Source organism: Oleiphilus sp. HI0123 (genome assembly GCF_001635315.1).
Genome location: NZ_LWGE01000171.1, coordinates 1 through 1,902, shown reverse-complemented (window position 1 = coordinate 1,902; position 1,902 = coordinate 1). Strand labels below are relative to the sequence as shown.

Here is a 1,902-nt window from a genome sequence, read left to right as displayed (position 1 = left end):
AAAGTGTTTTGAATTAATAGAGAAGGCCGCTTTTAACGAAGAGTATTCCTTCTCAATTGCATTTGGGTGAAGCCGAAGGCCAATGTCACTAAACTGCTTAATGCGGTTTCGTTTTAAGTAATAATCCAAGATATCTATATCATATACGTAGAAATTACCTCTACCTAGTTTCAGTGCCTGAATTGCTTTATCAATAGGCAACTTGCCCATTTTCTGAATGCTTACTTGAGGAGCACCTTTGGCATATTCAGCGGAGCTACCTCCTAAAGGGACAAGCAAAGTACCTTTCGCCTTCTTAAAGTCTTTTATTTCGAAGTCTGTAATGTCTGAGACTAAGGCTTGTTTCGATAGAAAGCCATTGTCCAGCCAATATAAAAACTGTGATCTTTTTTCTGAAAAACCAGACGAGGGATAGAAATCGATATCACCTNCTTTAAGGTGATGATAAACACGTTTTTTAGGTAACCTTACGATTTCAAGTGAGAGTCCTATCATCTCTGCTGCTTTAGAGAAAAGTTCTCGGTATGCACCGCTATTATCATTTTTGTTGCCGATATAGGGCGGTTTGCTGCCTTCTTTATAGCCAAGAATGATAGTAGATTTATTGTCGGGAGAGGTAAGCGAAGTTTTTTCTTGTGAATAGCTAAGAGAGGCTTGTAAAGAAAGAAGAAAGCTTAGAATGAATACCCATCTTGTTGGATGTTTCATTTGTGCCTCCTTTTAGTTAGCTGCTTTGAAGCTGAAACAATGCGAGTAGCTCACTACTCGCATTATAGGCTTATCTATACAGCGTCACTACCGGTTTCGCCAGTACGGATTCGAATCACTTGCTCAAGTGATGAAACAAATATCTTTCCGTCGCCGATCTTTCCAGTATTGGCTGCATTTGTCATCGCTTCGATAACTTTATCTAGCATATCTTCACTGATCGCTACTTCTAGTTTAACTTTTGGTAGAAAGTCTACAACGTACTCAGCGCCACGATACAACTCTGTATGACCTTTCTGGCGACCAAATCCTTTAACTTCAGTAACTGTTATACCCTGAACACCGATTTCTGATAGTGCTTCACGTACATCATCAAGTTTAAAAGGTTTGATTATCGCAGTAACAAGCTTCATTCTATTCTCCGTTATCTTAAAAAGACTCGTAATTGTTCTGTTACGAGTAGTTATATCTCACTATAGTTGTTTATTCATTGATGCCAAGCAACTCAACATCAAAAATTAGTACCGAGCCAGCCGGGATGGCGCCAGCAGCTCTATTTCCGTAGCCAAGTTCGCTCGGAATAAATAATCGGGTCTTCTCGCCAACCACCATAAGTTGCAGACCTTCAGTCCAGCCTTTGATAACTTGATTCAAGCCAAAAGAGATAGGTTGTCCGCGAGCTACGGAACTATCAAAGACAGTGCCATCAGTTAAGGTGCCATGATAATGAACTTTAACTTTATCGTTTGCAGTAGGGTGGGCTTCTCCCGTACCGGCTTGAAGTACCTTATATTGAAGACCCGACTCGGTTGTGACAACGCCTTCTTTGGTCATGTTTTGGGCAAGAAACTCACTGCCTAATTGTTGATTCTCAACGGCTAGCTTTTTGTTTTGATTAGTGCGGTGGACGATGAATGCTGCAAGTGCAACAACAAGTATGACAACAATGATTTTTAACACGGGTGATTTGCCTTTTATTAAATCGGTATTGGAATGAAATAGATTCTAAATGATTCCCTGATCAAGTGCACATGCCATTGCGCCACCTAATTCCGAGCAATGGCTCTCAAACTCTTTTTGGTAAGCGCCTTTTAGTAAAAGGGGCTCCTGTACCCATCGCCACTTAAGGCCAGTGGTAATGGTTTCGAGAGCACGAATTGTACCTGTGCCATCATGACCGGNTCTAATATACGC

The 1,902-nt window shown here is 41.0% G+C and carries 3 protein-coding genes and 1 pseudogene; all 4 read right to left on the bottom strand.

Annotation, left to right across the window (positions count from 1 at the left end; all coding sequences use genetic code 11):
- Positions 1-708 (bottom strand): ABC transporter substrate-binding protein (locus tag A3761_RS01540; protein WP_068749682.1); only part of this gene is annotated, 708 nt, incomplete at its 3' end.
- Positions 709-782: 74 nt separating this feature from the next.
- A complete protein-coding gene (glnK, locus tag A3761_RS01535) occupies positions 783-1,121 on the bottom strand; it encodes a P-II family nitrogen regulator (RefSeq protein ID WP_068509576.1) in 339 nt (112 codons plus the stop codon).
- 70 nt (positions 1,122-1,191) lie between these two features.
- Positions 1,192-1,668 carry an FKBP-type peptidyl-prolyl cis-trans isomerase gene (locus tag A3761_RS01530; protein ID WP_068509573.1) on the bottom strand — a complete coding sequence of 159 codons (477 nt, stop codon included), beginning with the start codon at positions 1,666-1,668 and terminating at the stop codon, positions 1,192-1,194.
- Between the two features lie 45 nt (positions 1,669-1,713).
- Positions 1,714-1,902, bottom strand: a pseudogene (locus tag A3761_RS28365) (flavodoxin family protein); the annotation flags it as partial.